General features: G+C 41.1%; 14 protein-coding genes and 2 pseudogenes. 9 read left to right on the forward strand and 7 right to left on the reverse strand.

The annotated features are described in order from the left end of the window. Positions 1-30: 30 nt before the first annotated feature. Positions 31-690: a hypothetical protein gene (locus tag BFW96_RS19660; RefSeq protein ID WP_069840362.1), complete on the reverse strand. Its 660-nt coding sequence runs from the start codon at positions 688-690 to the stop codon at positions 31-33. A 315-nt stretch (positions 691-1,005) separates the two neighbouring features. Then, a complete protein-coding gene (locus BFW96_RS19665) occupies positions 1,006-1,869 on the reverse strand; it encodes a DMT family transporter (RefSeq protein WP_069840363.1) in 864 nt (287 codons plus the stop codon). A 154-nt stretch (positions 1,870-2,023) separates the two neighbouring features. Between BFW96_RS19665 and pdxR the strand changes: the two genes are divergently transcribed. Both pdxR and BFW96_RS19675 read left to right on the forward strand, forming a co-directional pair. Further along, positions 2,024-3,415 (forward strand): MocR-like pyridoxine biosynthesis transcription factor PdxR, encoded by a 1,392-nt coding sequence (gene pdxR, locus BFW96_RS19670; RefSeq protein ID WP_069840364.1) that lies wholly within the window; start codon positions 2,024-2,026, stop codon positions 3,413-3,415. A 177-nt stretch (positions 3,416-3,592) separates the two neighbouring features. Further along, positions 3,593-4,018, forward strand: a complete 426-nt coding sequence (locus BFW96_RS19675; RefSeq protein ID WP_069840365.1) for a MaoC family dehydratase — start codon at positions 3,593-3,595, stop codon at positions 4,016-4,018. 37 nt (positions 4,019-4,055) lie between these two features. Here BFW96_RS19675 and BFW96_RS19680 read toward each other — a convergent pair whose 3' ends face one another. Together BFW96_RS19680 and BFW96_RS19685 are read right to left on the reverse strand one after the other, a co-directional pair. Further along, entirely contained in the window at positions 4,056-4,628 is a 573-nt protein-coding gene (locus BFW96_RS19680) for an alpha/beta hydrolase (RefSeq protein WP_069840366.1), read from the reverse strand. An 82-nt stretch (positions 4,629-4,710) separates the two neighbouring features. Further along, entirely contained in the window at positions 4,711-5,040 is a 330-nt protein-coding gene (locus BFW96_RS19685; protein ID WP_069840367.1) for a winged helix-turn-helix transcriptional regulator, read from the reverse strand. 246 nt (positions 5,041-5,286) lie between these two features. Between BFW96_RS19685 and BFW96_RS19690 the strand changes: the two genes are divergently transcribed. After that, on the forward strand, positions 5,287-6,159 hold the full coding sequence (locus BFW96_RS19690; protein ID WP_014662926.1) for a YitT family protein: 873 nt from the start codon (positions 5,287-5,289) through the stop codon (positions 6,157-6,159). Positions 6,160-6,316: 157 nt separating this feature from the next. Here BFW96_RS19690 and BFW96_RS19695 read toward each other — a convergent pair whose 3' ends face one another. Continuing rightward, positions 6,317-7,504: an MFS transporter gene (locus BFW96_RS19695; RefSeq protein WP_069840368.1), complete on the reverse strand. Its 1,188-nt coding sequence runs from the start codon at positions 7,502-7,504 to the stop codon at positions 6,317-6,319. A 201-nt stretch (positions 7,505-7,705) separates the two neighbouring features. On the opposite strand from BFW96_RS19695, the gene BFW96_RS19700 reads away from it, so the two are divergent. From BFW96_RS19700 to BFW96_RS19720, 5 genes and pseudogenes are all read left to right on the forward strand, one after another. Beyond that, the gene (locus BFW96_RS19700; protein ID WP_080488103.1) at positions 7,706-8,284 is read left to right on the forward strand and encodes a TetR/AcrR family transcriptional regulator; all 579 of its coding nucleotides are present in this window, start codon (positions 7,706-7,708) and stop codon (positions 8,282-8,284) included. Positions 8,285-8,798: 514 nt separating this feature from the next. Further along, a pseudogene (locus BFW96_RS19710) lies at positions 8,799-9,113 on the forward strand (ArsR/SmtB family transcription factor). 12 nt (positions 9,114-9,125) lie between these two features. After that, entirely contained in the window at positions 9,126-10,433 is a 1,308-nt protein-coding gene (locus BFW96_RS19715; protein WP_069840369.1) for an arsenic transporter, read from the forward strand. 57 nt (positions 10,434-10,490) lie between these two features. Beyond that, positions 10,491-10,807 (forward strand): annotated as a pseudogene (locus BFW96_RS21320) (arsenate reductase/protein-tyrosine-phosphatase family protein). A gap of 128 nt (positions 10,808-10,935) precedes the next feature. Further along, positions 10,936-11,745, forward strand: a complete 810-nt coding sequence (locus tag BFW96_RS19720; RefSeq protein WP_083252927.1) for a GNAT family N-acetyltransferase — start codon at positions 10,936-10,938, stop codon at positions 11,743-11,745. 55 nt (positions 11,746-11,800) lie between these two features. On the opposite strand, the gene BFW96_RS19725 is transcribed toward BFW96_RS19720, so the two are convergent. Next, positions 11,801-12,721 carry a DMT family transporter gene (locus BFW96_RS19725; RefSeq protein WP_069840371.1) on the reverse strand — a complete coding sequence of 307 codons (921 nt, stop codon included), beginning with the start codon at positions 12,719-12,721 and terminating at the stop codon, positions 11,801-11,803. Between the two features lie 132 nt (positions 12,722-12,853). Here BFW96_RS19725 and BFW96_RS19730 point away from each other — a divergent pair, with 132 nt between their 5' ends. Further along, a complete protein-coding gene (locus BFW96_RS19730; RefSeq protein WP_069840372.1) occupies positions 12,854-14,302 on the forward strand; it encodes an aminotransferase-like domain-containing protein in 1,449 nt (482 codons plus the stop codon). 117 nt (positions 14,303-14,419) lie between these two features. Here the strand turns inward: BFW96_RS19730 and BFW96_RS19735 are convergent, their stop codons facing one another. Beyond that, positions 14,420-15,043, reverse strand: a complete 624-nt coding sequence (locus tag BFW96_RS19735; RefSeq protein ID WP_069840373.1) for a flavin reductase family protein — start codon at positions 15,041-15,043, stop codon at positions 14,420-14,422. Between the last annotated feature and the right edge of the window lie 23 nt (positions 15,044-15,066).

Raw genomic sequence — 15,066 nt, forward strand, 5'->3', positions numbered from 1 at the left:
ATTAGTCAGGTGCAGGCAAACGTAAACTGTTTAATGAATCATCATGATAGTAATGAGCCGCTTGATTTTTTCATCATCGCCTGTATCAACGTACACTTTTTTTGTGTTTTTTATGATACTCTCAGTCACTTCCCGCATGACGCCTTTTTCGAGATGATCAGCGGAATCCCAGCGTAAAGGCACATTGTATACATGAATCGTGCCATCCCCATTACCATGATAAGTGACTGATCCATCCACTAAACGAGAACCTGCTAACTGGGTCACATCTTCTGGATAGCTGGCACTTGTATCATCATTAGGGTTAATTGGCTCACCAGCTGAAATATGCCGAACATTTAATTCATCTATCTCTTGATTGGGTCCAAGTTGAAGCCAAACTCTGGCATATTCGATTTTCTCAGAAGAGTATGCTGCCAATACATTGTCTTCTTTGCTTTTCTCTTCTTCTGAAGTGGTCTCATTTGAAGCTTTTGTTGCGGGTTCTTCTGATCCTGTTTTTAGCTCGGATTCATCCTTGCGTATTTTGGTGCTGTCTTCAGTCTCAGTGTGTTTTTCGTCAGATTGTACAGCAGAAGCTTGATTTGAAGGTTGATGTGCTTCTTCATCCTTACTGCCCGTACATCCAGCAAGTAAAATCATGAGCAGCAGGGCAGTATTGCAATAACATATCATTCTGCGTTTCTTCATTCTTTCATTCCTCTCCATTAATTCAAGTCAGCTTCATATATAAGTTTTATCTATCTAAATATTACCATGGAATAGATAGGATGTTAAAACGGTTTAAGAAGAGGAAGCGATCTTAAATAGCATCGCCAAAACTTAAGAATTCTTTAGAAGTTTTGTCCCTTTTTTCTTCAGGTTTTGAATGTAGAGTGGGATATAAATGCAAAACAAATACGATATGCCTTATCCGCCTCGACCGCATACAAAATACCAAGGGTTGCTGGCCCCTGGTATTTTTATGCCTTCATGTATTATTGAGGTTTACGCTAAAGGTCTGCCTTACTTTGCAAATCGCCGAGCAGCAGCGACGCATATGATAACAGCGATATTTACTGCTACGAGTGTCCAGCCCACTTTCTCGTGCAGAATCACTGAGGCAAGCAGCAATCCAAAAAAAGGCTGGAGAAGCTGGAGCTGCCCAACCGCCGCAATCCCCCCTTGGGCAAGACCTCGATACCAGAACACGAAGCCGATCAGCATGCTGAATAAGGATACATATGCAAGACTGAGCAGCGCGGGAACGCCGATGCCCGACCAGGAGTCTGGTGTAAAAAAGAACGACAATGGCAGCATAAGAGGAAGCGACAGAACGAGTGCCCATGAGATCACCTGCCAATTCCCCAGACGCCGTGAAAGCCTTGCCCCTTCTGCATAACCGAGACCGCATACGACAATAGAAGCCAGCATGTACACATCGCCTAGCGGAGATGAACCTCCCCCTTGAATCAGGGCGAAACCTGCTACCAGCAAGCTGCCGGCAGCTGAGAAAATCCAGAAGACGGGCTGAGGGCGTTCACCCCCGCGCAGTACGCCGAAAACCGCCGTTGCGAGTGGAAGGAGTCCAATGAAGACAATGGCGTGTGCGGATGTGACATGCTGAAGCGCTAAAGCTGTCAGCAACGGGAAACCAACCACTACGCCGAACGCGACCACTAACAATGAAATGAGGTCTCTTTTGGCAGGATGCTGCTGCCGGAAGATGAGAAGGAGACCTCCCGCCAGTACACCAGCTATCGCAGCACGGCAAACGGTGAGAAATAACGGATCGAAGTCTAACACAGCCATACGGGTCGCAGGCAGCGAGCCGCTGAAAATGAGTACGCCTATAAAACCATTTATCCAGCCATTTGTTGTTTTGTTCATTATAATCACTCCACATATGTTTCTTGTTCATTGTCTGTATTTTCTTAACAAAGCCGGTAGCTAAGGATTACAATGACTATAAACTGGAATTGGCCTTTTTTAAACGGCCAGTTTTCATAAAAAAATGCATACCAGTTAGGAGAACAATGTGCAAATGGATATCACGCCTTTTTTGAATAGAAATCTGGATAGTCCGCTTTATCAGCAGCTTTATCGGTATTTTAAAGAAAATATGCATCAGGGCCGTATTCAAAAAGGAATGAAGCTTCCTTCAAAAAGGCTCCTGGCGAATCAGCTTTCCATCAGTCAAACGACTGTAGAACGTGCCTATGAACAGCTCGCTGCTGAGGGCTATATTGTGAGCAAGCCAAGAAGCGGGTGGTTTGCTGATTATCATAATTCTGATTTTGCCTATGGCAGAATGCCAACCACAGCACCCATTCAACAAGAAACAGAAGAAAGCAAACAATGGATTGATTTTCACTATGGAAATGTAGATTCTTCTTACTTCCCTTTTTCCGCATGGAGAAAAAGCATGGTCAATAGTTTGGACCGATATGGACACGAGCTTTATCGGCCGGGACATGTGTTAGGGGAGTTTGAGCTGAGAACACTCATTGCAGAGTACTTGTATCAATCTCGGGGAGTTCATTGTGCCCCTGAACAAGTGATTATAGGTGCCGGGAACCCTATTCTTCTGCAAATCTTGTGCCAAGTTTTTGAGCCGAATATTTCTATGGGATATGAGGACCCTGGTTATCCAAGAGCACGCAAGATTTTTGAAGCCAATCGCATGAAGATTGTTCCAATACCAGTTGATGATGAAGGAATCTGTATACAGAAGATCAAAGAACAGCAGCCAAATCTTGTATATGCCACACCTTCCCATCAATTTACGCTGGGAACAATCATGACGATCAATAGAAGAATTCAGCTCCTCAAATGGGCGGCTGAAAATCAATCCTTTATCATAGAGGATGACTATGACGGGGAATTTAGGTACACAGGACAGCCGGTTCCTTCTCTGCAGGGGCTTGATCAGCATAACCGCGTCATTTATATGGGCACTTTTTCTAAGTCTCTTTTGCCCTCGCTGCGTATCAGTTATATGATTCTTCCTTTGCCTCTTTTAAAAAAAGGCCATGAAATCACGTCCTTATATAAGCAGACAGTGTCCTGCCACAGTCAGTTAACGCTAGCTGAATTTATAAAAAATGGAGAGTGGCAGAAACACATCAACAGAATGAGAAAACTTTACCGTAAAAAAAGAGCCATTGTATTAGAGGCAGTGCAAAGGGAGTTAGGAGAGCATGTTAGGATTCGCGGAGAAAACTCTGGACTTCGTATCTTACTTGACGTTTATTTGCCGTTTGGTGAAAAAGAGTTAATTGAGAAGGCGAAAAAACATGGCGTAAAAGTTTATCCTGTTTCTCCTTCTTATCAACATCATCCTCCTGTAAAAAGGATCTCACTTGGATTTGCAGGGGTGTCTGAATCAGACATAAGAGAAGGCATAAAAAAACTCAAAGCCGCTTGGGAGATATGAGGGAGCTTTCAGTTTTGCGAAAAACCCAAGTGACGATTAAGTGTTGAGAGATGTTCAGTTTCCAGTCTATGATAAGCCTTGCGTCATTCCATTCTCTTAAACGAAAACCAGAGTTTTTGATTTGCTCATCACAGTGCTAAACTAAACATAGATAATTGAAAAAATAGAGGTGTAAGAATGAAGTTAGATGAGTTTACAATTGGCCAGATTTTCAAAACGAAATCATTAAAAGTAACAAAAGATGATATTATGCGGTTTGCGGGTGAATTTGACCCTCAGTATATGCATGTTGATGAAGAAAAAGCGAATAAAGGCAGGTTTAATGGAATTATCGCTTCGGGCATACAAACACTGGCCATATCTTTTAAACTTTGGATTGAAGAAGGTTTCTATGGAGACGATATTATAGCCGGAACAGAGATGAATCATATGACATTCATAAAACCCGTATATCCGGATGATGAATTGTTTACAATTGTTGAAGTTATTGATAAGCAGCCAAAGAGAAATGGATTGGGAATACTCACTGTATTGTTATCTACTTATAATCAAAAAGAAGAAAAAGTATTTGAAGGTGAATTATCCGTATTGATAAAACGATAACTCAGAAAGCCCGCTTTCCTAAAGCAGGCGAAAGATTTTAGCAAGTTTCTTTTGAAAAATAAGAGGTTAAAACATCATAAACAATAGGCAAAGAAGTAAATCCCTCATCTTCTAGAAAATGACCTCCGTGCTGAACTTCATATAACGCAGCGTCAATGTGTTGTGCCAGATCCTTGCTGAATGAAAAAGGCACAATTTGGTCGTCCTTAGAAGCAATGACAGCACGGTGCTTCGCGGACTCGATGATTTTTTGATGATCAAACGATCCCTGTGTAAATTCATCTAGCATCTGTAAAGTGGGCAACGATTTGGCAAAGCCGGAAACAAGGATGATTCCGCCAAGCTGTTTTCGTAATTGAATATGTTCTAAAAATCTCAAAATGGCGGGGCACCCTAAGCTGTGCGCAACCAAATACGTATTTTCGTGTAAAGTGTGCTGATATAAAGAGAGTGTATCCAGCCAATCCTCAAGTTTTGGCTGAAACGGATTAGGCATGTTTAAAATGTCTGCTTGGACCCCATCTGCGAGCAGACGTTTTTTCAGCCAAGGGAACCAATGATTTGTTGAGGAGGCTCTGTAGCCATGAATGATATAGACTTGTTTTGTCATTTTTTCCTCCTAAGAAATATTTTCATTCAGTATAAAATTCCTCTCATTGGGAAACAAGTACGCACTTTTTTGTAAGTAGCTTTTACGTATGAGGCATTCTTTGTGCCATTCCCCACTTACACATTTCATCTATAAGGGGATACAAAGACAGCCCTCTGTCAGATAACGAATACTCTACCTTCAGAGGTGTTTGAGAAACCTCAGACCGATGAATAAGGCCGTCAGTTTGCAGCTCTTTAAGCTGTGCGCTTAACATTTTATGGGTAATGGAGGGCATAGCCCTTTTCAGCTCGCCGTATCTCATCGTTTTTTCACACCCTAACTCATAGAGAATTCTCATTTTCCATTTTCCCCCTATAAGAGATAAGGTGTATTCAAACGGGGCTTGTTTACTGCGGCAAAGATTATTCATTGTCATTAACCCTCCTTTTTTAAGTATCATATCAGAATAAACCAGGATTTTCGGTGTTGAGGTTTGAAGGGCCTGGCGGGTAAATCTGAGGGGGCAAGTTCTCTCGGCCGCGTACATGAATGTTCTCATTCAAAGAGGGTTACCTTACTGTTAATTACTTTATTTAAAAAAACGCATGTTTTTAGCTGAAAATAACTATTATGGTATATTTAAATATAACGAAATATAAGAGAAATGAGGAATGGTATGAATACACCCAAAAAACATAAGAAATTTAAAGCGAAAATGATTTTCCAAATCATCATGGTTATCATTGGAGGAATCATAGCGGCATATGGACTAGAAACAGTACTCATTCCAAACAGTGTATCTGATGGAGGGGTAACGGGTCTTAGCATCGTTGGTTCACAGCTCTTCAACTTGCCGCTGGGGATTTTGATTGCGGTTATCAATATTCCATTTGTCTGGTTAGGATATAAGCAAATTGGGAAAAGCTTTGCATTATTATCAATTATCGGAATCATATCGCTTGCCGCGGGGACAAGCTTTTTCCACCACACACCCGCTATCATAGAAGGAGATACCCTGTTAATTACCGTTGTCGGCGGGATTATCCTTGGATTCGGAATGGGGCTGGCGCTGCGTAATGGAGGTGCATTAGATGGCATTGACATGCTTGCTGTGCTGCTATCCCGAAAACTGCCGTTTGGAACGAGCGATCTCATCCTATTCTTAAACCTTTTTGTGTTTATTTTTGTTTCCACAGTATTTGGCTTACAAGGGGCATTGCTTTCAGTCATTGCTTACTACATTGCATCCAAAGTGATTCATGTTGTTGAGGAAGGTTTAAGCGGGTCCAAAACCTTCCAAATCATTACAACAGAACCCGCATTAATGGTAGAGACAATACGTGAACAATTAGGCCGAAGCGCCACATATAAAGAAGCTTACGGGGGTTTTTCCCACGAGAAATTTAAAGAAATCACATGTGTCATCAACCGCTTAGAAGAGACCAAACTAAAGGAAATTATTAATGATATTGATAAAACTGCCTTTGTTACCGTGTATGATGTAGCTGAAGTGAAGGGCAGCAATTTTAGAAATCTCAATCATCATTAGAAAAAAGCGGTAACTGACATGCCGCCGGTACATATAATCAAAAACACTCTTGAGGGTTTTGTGGGTGTAACCGGTGAAGGCCTGAATTATAGAAATACCAAGGGTGTCAAAACCCTTGGTATTTTTTCTGCCAAAAATAAGCCATTTTGGTGAAAGATTATTTCTCTGTGGCGAAATAAAGCAAAGCGATGACCGGAAAAGCGATACCAATCCATAATGCTGTACTCCACCCGCCTGTGGCATATGCCCATCCTCCAATAGATGACCCTATAGCACCGCCTAGAAAGAAGATTGCCATGAATAATCCGTTTAATCGACTGCGAATTTCAGGCGCCAACGAAAAAATGGCACGTTGACTGAGCACAAGGTTTGCAGATACGCCCATATCTAACAGAATAGCGGCAGCCACTAGAACTGTTATGCCGAAGGGGGAGCTGCTCTGAATCATGAGCGGCAGTAATAAAGAGACAATGACAACACCGAGAGCGATTCCAGTGGCAATCCTGGTCAAGCCGCGATCAGCCAGACGGCCGCCTATTGGTGCAGCGACTGCACCCGCAATGCCTACCAATGCGTAGAGTGCTATTGCCTTCTGAGAAAAATGAAAAGCAGGACCGGACAATAATAAAGGAACAGTCGTCCAAAACAAGCTGAAAGCTCCAAATACAAATCCATGATAGATGGCACGGCGGCGTAAGACTGGAGTCGTGCGCAGCAGCTTCCACATTGAACCGAGTAATGCCGTATAGTTTGTATTGGCTGTTGGTTTTCTGGCAGGAAGCACTTTTGATAATACGATGGCCAGGGCAACACTTACCACGGCGGACAAAGCAAATATTGCATTCCACCCCCAGATATCAGCGACTAGACTGGATATCGGCCGGGAAAGCATAATACCGAGTAATAAGCCGCTCATGACATTGCCAACAACCCGGCCTCGTGCAGCGTCTGATGCAAGGTATGATGCAAATGGAACAAGCACCTGGGCTGCGATTGACCCCAATCCGATGAAAAATGAAGCTGCTAAAAATAGTGCTCCATGCTTCACAAATGCTGTTAGTGTCAAAGCCGCTGCGCTTAGAAGGAGCGATGCAACGACAAGTTTTTTGTTTTCGATAATATCTCCTAAAGGGACAAGAAATAGTAAGCCAGCAACGTATCCGATTTGGGTTAGTGTGACAATCAATCCAGCACTGCTTGGAGAAAGTCCAATTGCCTTACTAATTAATCCGACCAAGGGTTGTGCATAGTAAAGATTAGCAACAATGATACCGCATGCTGTTGCGAGAAGAAGGGTTAAACTGGGTGAGATCTTCTGACCTGCTTGTTTGTTTCCATTAGCCATAAGAATGAACTCCTTTTTAAGTGGTTTTTGAGTGTAACATGACTTCTCTCATGTTAATTTCTAAACTGAACGTTTAGTTTTGTTTATTAAGGAAAATAATATACTAAACGTTTAGTTTTGTAAATGGGTTTCTGTTTTCTTTTTTTATTCCGGTTAAGTATACTGAACGTATCGTTTATATTTCGGGAAGGAATGATTTATGTGCAGAGTAAACGAGGGCGGCCGCGTGATGAAGGAACGCATAAGGCGATTCTCTCTGCAGCCTATGACCTATTGCTGGAAAAAGGCTTCGATGCGGTGACAGTCGATAAAATTGCCGAGCGTGCGAAAGTGAGTAAAGCAACGATTTATAAATGGTGGTCTAACAAGGCTGCCGTTATCATGGACAGCTTTCTTTCGACCGCGACGGACAGGCTGCCTGTGCCTGATACAGGGTCGTCAGTACATGATATAGTAACCCACGCCACGAATTTAGCAAGGTTTTTGACAAGCAGGGAAGGAACCGTTATTAAGGAATTAATAGGGGCAGGGCAGTTGGATGAAAAATTGGCAGAAGAATATCGCACACGATTTTTCCAGCCTCGCCGCCTCCAAGCGAAAGGCCTTCTAGAAAAGGGAATTCAAAAAGGTGAATTGAGAGAGAATCTTGATATTGAAGTAAGTATAGATCTCATATACGGACCGATTTTCTATCGTCTGCTTATAACAGGGGACGAGGTGAATGACTCCTATGTGCATGATTTGGTGATGAATGCGTTTAAGGGAGTTCAAGCTACGTGAAAGATTTGGTACAGAAAGCCTTCAAAGAACAGGGAGAAATCAACGGCCATTTTGTAGATGTCATGGCAATGGAGAAAATACTTGCAGTATAAAACAGGTCTCTAAAGAGGCCTGTTTTTTTATGACCGGATGATCCGTCTATTTTCAGCTTTGGCTGAATGACCACTCCCTGCAACTTGAAATCGTCTCATTTTTATCATGATCTGGATCATGATTGAAAACAGCCGGTCCTATATCTTAATAATCAAATCGAATGTGTAATGAAGCAATGCAAAGGGTTTTCAGAATGAGGTTGGTGTTAAGGAATCAAAAAGCCTTGATGTTCCAAATATAAGGGATTGTTTATATAAATAATAGTTTATATAATGGCGGAGGCGCTAAAAAACGCGGGGAGAGACTCATGCTTATGCTTTCGTTTAGACAAACAGAGCGCTGTATAAAAAAACGTAAAGGGGAATGTATAGACATTTGTTGCTTTTATAACGAGTTGAGAAGGACGAGTGCATATGACTTGATGACTCGCTGTTTAAAAACACTTAGTGATCAAACAAGGCTTATAATGATGAAATGATTTCTTGAACAAGAATATCGTGTCTGTCAATTGGTTGATATGTTCGAAATAAGCCAGCCCGCCATAAGCCAGCATTTGCGAAAATTAAAAAACGCAGGGTTTATGAATGAGGACAGAAGAGGCCAATGGCGTTATTATTCAATAAATGGTTCATGTCCTGAGTTTGATACATTGCAATTGATCTTACATCAAATCGATCAGGAGGGTGAATTGTTAAACCACATCAAACAAAAGGAAACTCAAGCGTGTTGCCAGTAAGGAGGCATTAGATTGACATCAATGATTTTGGCGGTATTCATCTTTTTATTAACTCTAGTATTGGTCATATGGCAGCCGAAAAATTTATCTATAGGGTGGTCAGCCTGTGGAGGCGCAGCTTTAGCTCTAGTAGCAGGTGTTGTCAATTTTCATGATGTGTTAACTGTGACAGGGATTGTTTGGAATGCGACATTGGCTTTTGTGGCTATCATACTGATATCGTTAATTCTTGATAATATCGGTTTCTTTGAATGGGCAGCGCTTCATATGGCTAAGGCTGCAAAAGGAAACGGTGTGCGGATGTTCGTTTATGTATCTATATTAGGAGCTATCGTCGCTGCGTTATTTGCAAATGACGGCGCCGCTCTTATATTGACACCAATTGTATTAGCGATGGTCAGAGCATTACATTTCAATGAAAAATTAGTTTTTCCTTTTATCATTGCCAGCGGATTCATTGCAGATACGACCTCGCTTCCATTAGTAGTGAGCAATTTGGTCAACATCGTTTCAGCGGATTATTTTCATATTACATTTATTGAATATGCATCCAGAATGATTGTCCCGAACTTGTTTTCGCTGCTGGCGAGCATCATTGTGCTTTACCTTTTCTTTAGAAAAAGCATACCAAAACGTTATGATCTGTCTGAGGTGAAGAAACCTATTGAAGCGATTAAAGATCAAAACATGTTCAGACTATCGTGGTATATCTTGGGGCTCCTGGTGGTTGGATATTTTGTAAGTGAATTTTTATCTATCCCTGTATCAATGGTAGCTGGCAGTATTGCAATCATTTTTTTAATCGCTGCGCAAAAGAGTCCGGCCGTCCATACAAAGAAAGTGGTGAAAGAAGCGCCATGGGCTATCGTATTCTTTTCAATTGGCATGTATGTTGTTGTGTATGGTGTCCGAAATGCCGGATTAACTGATGTCCTTTCAGACGTCATTCAAGCCGCAGCTGATCACGGGATGTTTGCCGGGACAATTGGAATGGGCTTTATTGCGGCCATTCTTTCTTCCATTATGAATAACTTGCCGACTGTTATGATTGACGCATTGGCTATTGCCGGTACAGATACACATGGGATGATGAGAGAAACGCTTATTTATGCAAATGTGATCGGTTCAGATTTAGGGCCCAAAATAACGCCGATTGGTTCCTTGGCGACATTATTATGGCTTCATGTCCTTTCGCAAAAAGGTATGAAGATTTCCTGGGGCACGTATTTTAAAACAGGAATTATCCTCACGATACCCACTTTATTGATCACACTTGTCGGCCTGTATATTTGGCTGCTGATCATCCATTCTTGTTTCTAAAAGGACAAGTCAATATATCAAGGAAAACATTGCACAGGTAACTCTTGCCGCAGCCAAATGGCTGAAGGGTGGGGGGGAAATACTTGGAGACAAGTGGAATGTGTACAGCGCAGCAATCGAAGTTCATAGATGACATCCGAATGCTGTCAAAGCCATTGAAAGAAGCAGGGATTGATATTTCAAATCAACAACGGATATCATTGATCCGAACATTTTAAACAATGCTGATTTCGTTGTTACACTCTGCGGGGTGCAGCAGATAAATTGGGGGTTTGATGATCCGGCAAAAGCACACGGAACAGAAGACGTTTTTCCAAAGAGTCCGTGCTGAAATTGGTGACCGTTTAAAACCGTTTGCTGAAACTGGGGAATAAATGTGCTGTTCAACAGGTGTCTGCGAGCTGAGTGCAGAGACCTGTTTTTTGTTTTCATTTGTCTGAGATCCGTAACAGAGAAGTTATTTAGCTTGTGACGGAGGAAAATTGATTTTGTTAACAGAATCATGAAGGAGAAGAGTTGTAAAGGGGTTGTTTGTTTGAAGGAATTAACGAAAGAAAAATATAGCAGCTTAAAAACAACGTTTGCTGACAAATATTGTCCCACATTTGTCTATTCAATATTAGACCAAGCCATTCCGGGAGTTGTTTATGTAGATGACCAAACATTTGCTAGATCGTTTTTTATAGGAACGAAATCAGGCATTTATTTTCTTGCGGGAGACCCGGGGAATCAAGTTTTTAATGATTTCATTGCTGAATATTATGAAAAACAAGCGAAATCAACAAAACGATTTACCCTGTTTTCTTCCAGTGATCGATGGGATAGCGTACTGAAAACCATATTGAAAGATGACATGAACCAAATGAGGAGAATGGCATTTTCTTTTCGGCAAAAACCCTCTAAACCGCCTTTTGAACTTCCAAAGGGGCTTGTATTGAAAAGAATAGATGAAGACATCATGTCAAACAGCACAGCTTTTAACAGCGCTTATTATGAGGAGTATTGGGATTCTGTCTCACAGTTTTCTTCAAAAGGCTTTGGATTTGCAGTATTACATGGCAATCATGTAGTAAGTGAGTGTACTTCTATATTTGTAGGGCATGGATTAGCGGAAATGGATATCTATACACTTGAAGAATACAGAGGACTGGGCTTAGCTTATTGCGTAGCAAATAGGTTTATAGCGTTTTGTATGGAAAATGGGATTGTTCCTGGCTGGGATTGTGATGTTTGCAACAAATCGTCCATTGCATTAGCAGCTAAACTAGGATTTAAGCCGGTAACTGAATACTCTATTTACTTTTCTGGATAATCTTAAGAAAGAGCCTTTAAAGAAGATACCAAACGATGTTGGTATCTTTTTTGTTTTAGAGTTTTTTAATCCTTTTAGCAGAAAAATGGGTGATGAAAATTTTATTCATTTTATTTACTTTTAGGTAGGTAAAACATACCCCGCCAACTGTAACCACTCCGCCGAGCAGAGAGATCAATGTGGGTATCTCGCCGATCCAAATCCAAGATATGACCAAGGCTAAAGCGGGTGTAACATAAAGTGAAAGGGTTGCTTCTGAAGCCCCGACGAGTGAAGTGACATATGCAAGGGCAAAGTATGGCACAACTGTTGGCAATAAACCTAAATAAACAATTGACAATGTTGCGTTCGTAGAGGCGTTTATCATCTCTCCGCCTAAGCCTGGCAGAAACATAAGCATAGGTATTGTTCCGCCCCAAATTGAAAATGTAACGAATCGGATAAATCCATATTTTTTTATATAGCGGGGTTGAAAAACGAAATAAATACTCTCCGAAAAAGCGGCCAGCAGGATGAACAAAATACCTTTCATTGAATAAGTATAGTCTCCAGACCCAAATGCAATCAATGACACACCCAATAAACTGATCATAGAGCCAATCCATTTCGCAAATCCAAAATGCTCTCTAAAAAACAGGCGGGATAGCATGGCTGAGAAGATCGGTGCTGTAGTAACGAGTAAGCTTGCAACTCCGGCACTAACTGTTTTTTCACTAATGTTCAGCAAAATGTGATAGAGTGCAAAACCTAAAAACCCTAAAAGAAAAATGGCAGGAATGTCTTTCAAGTCGGGTAGGCGCATCCGAGTCAAAACAGCAAAAAGCAATAATGCCATAGAGCCGATTAACAAGCGAAATAAAGCAAGGTGTTCTGGTGTGTACCCTTCCAGACCTGCGCGAATTCCCGGAAAAGCAGATGCCCATAAACAGATCATCAGACTGTTTGAGGTGATCAATTGAACTGTTTTCTTTTGCATATTCCCCTCTCCTCTTTACAAAAACCAACCAGTTATTTAATGTGTTTTTATATTAATAAAGATTTGGTGATATGGCTTCAACCAGTTAAACGGATTTTGACCCAACCAATTTATTTTAAGGAGACCGATTTTATGAGCTTTCCAGAAGAAAAAAAGATGAAAAAGCTCCCTAAGTACAGACAAATCGTTCATTTTATTAAAGAGAAAATAGGAAATGGAGAGTGGCCGATTGGAAGCAAGATTCCAAGCCAGCGCACGCTTGCAAAAGATTTTCAGGTGAATCGGAGCACAGTGATTACAGCCTTAGAGGAATTGATGGCCGATGGGTTAATAGAAGGCACAATGGGGAAAGGCACAGTTGTTATCAACAACACATGGACACTGATGGCTAAGAATTCTGCTCCCGATTGGGATCGATATGTCACCTCTGGCATTCAGATGCCAAGCCGAAAAATCGTTCAAGAGATCAATCAATCAGAATCAAATACAGATCTTATACAGCTCAGTAAAGGTGAACTTTCAGCTGAGATTTTTCCTTTGGCTGTTATGAAAGAGATGATGGGGAAGGTATCTCAACACATGGAGGCATTCGGATATGAAGAACCAAAAGGTTACTTACCTTTGAGGGAGGCATTGAGCAACTATTTAAAAATCATTGGAATCAACGTCTCATCTTCTTCCATTCTGATTGTCTCAGGAGCATTGCAAGCCTTGCAGCTGATATCAATGGGGCTGTTACAAAGAGGATCAACCGTATATCTTGATCAGCCCTCCTACCTTTATTCATTACACGTATTTCAATCAGCTGGTATGAAGCTGACTGGACTTCCTATGGATAATGAAGGACTTTTGCCTGAAAATGTTCATTTAACAAGAGGAGAGCGTGGAAGGGCTATCTTATATACAAATCCATGTTTTCACAATCCGACTGGTATTCTTATGTCTAAAAAGCGGCGGGAAGAAATCCTAGCAGTAAGTGAGAATACACAGCTTCCTATTATTGAAGATGACATTTATCGTGAGTTATGGATCGATGAAATTCCGCCATATCCTATTAAAACAATTGATAAAAATGGACATGTACTGTATATAGGAAGTTTATCGAAAACTTTAAGCCCAGGTTTGAGGATTGGATGGATCGTCGGACCGGAACCGGTGATTGAACGTTTATCTGACATTAAAATGCAAACAGATTACGGATCCAGTTCGCTATCCCAAAGAGTAGCGGCGGAGTGGTTTACTTCCGGCCAATACCAGCAGCATGTAGAAAAGGTTAGGCAGCATTTAAAGGTGAGAAGAGAATTGGCCTTGAGTGCTTTAGAAACTCATTTGAAAGATGTGGCGACATGGAATATCCCAAAAGGGGGGTTTTTTGTCTGGATAAAAATATTGCCTTCCATATCAATGAAATTACTTTATACTAAAGCCTTATCAAAAGGGATTCTACTCAATCTCGGCAGTATCTATGCTCAGGAAAAAGGGAATTATATTCGCTTATCATATGCTTATGCAACTCTTGAAGACCTTCAAAAAGGGATTTATGAGTTGGGTTTGATGGTAAAAGAATTGGCAAGTAAGTAACTTTTATATCCTTAAATGGATGTTTCACTAAAAAAGAGATCAAGCCTAAAGATCGCTTGATCTGATAATAACAAGAGTTACTAGAATAAACCAAATCATGGTTCGGTCTTAAAATAATCATGTCTCTGAACGAAAGGTCTTTCCGACTTCTCTTCCTAAACCAAAGTAATGTCTGAAATTATAGATCAGTGGGCTCCATTTGGAGGGGTTGATATGGTTTTCGTCCAGTATAATACTTTCATCGGCATGAAAGTGCAGTGCCTGCGTCTCTACAATGGCAAATGATTGATCATATTCTGGAATCCGAATATGTTTCACTTCGGCTTCGATTTGGATAGGGCATTCTTTAATTCGTGTTGGTGATACTGTTTTTGATTGTAAAGGCGTTAACCCTGCTGCCTCGTATTTTTCTTTTTTATATGTAAATCCGAGCTGCTTCTTTAAAGGCGGTATACTTTTTTTTCCGCTATAAGATGAAATTTTTTCTACGTTTTCCCATAAATCCGGGCCAGGCAAGTTTATGACACACTCTTTGTGTCTTTCCAAATTGTCGATGGCTTTTCCGCCCAGTCCTACTCCAAGGATTATATAATGTCCAAGAGCCCAAGAAGAAGACATAGGACTGATATTGGTGGTTCCATCCTCATTCAACGTGGTTAGAAGAAATGTCGAGGTTCCATAATACATGATCTTTGGCTTGATTTCTTTAAAACGAAGATTGTCTCGCTTTTTAATGTCCAACGCTATTCCTCCTTGTCATGCTT

Origin of the sequence: Bacillus sp. F56 (assembly GCF_001748205.1) — a bacterium.
Classification (GTDB): Bacteria; Bacillota; Bacilli; order Bacillales; family Bacillaceae; genus Bacillus; species Bacillus stercoris.